Genomic DNA, 325 nt, shown 5'->3' on the forward strand with positions numbered 1-325 from the left:
AACCACTCATTATCACTCGTGACGCTGCGGGTGATGGCGACGCAACCAACGTTGATGTGCAAGTGGTGCATGCATCGCCTGGCGTACCTGAAGTAGACGTGCACGTCACAGGTCCCGATGATGACATTAATCCAGCTGCGCCTCTTGCAACGCTATCCTATAAAGCTTCTACCGGCGTGGTGAGTGTACCAGCCGCTGATTACAGGGTTCGCTTAGCGCTAGCGGGCACCGATACTGTGGCTTTTGATTCAGGAACTGTCCCATTGCCTGCGGGTGCAGAGCTAACCATTGCTGCTATTCCAAACGTCAATAACACTATGGATAC

At 52.9% G+C, this 325-nt stretch carries 1 protein-coding gene; it reads left to right on the forward strand.

Features of this window, described 5'->3' with window-relative positions:
- A partial coding sequence (locus tag AB4585_RS26985; protein WP_372171814.1) for a DUF4397 domain-containing protein occupies window positions 1-325 on the forward strand: 325 nt, incomplete at both ends.

Origin of the sequence: Vibrio sp. 10N.222.49.C9 (genome assembly GCF_041474985.1) — a bacterium.
Lineage (GTDB): Bacteria > Pseudomonadota > Gammaproteobacteria > Enterobacterales > Vibrionaceae > Vibrio > Vibrio crassostreae_C.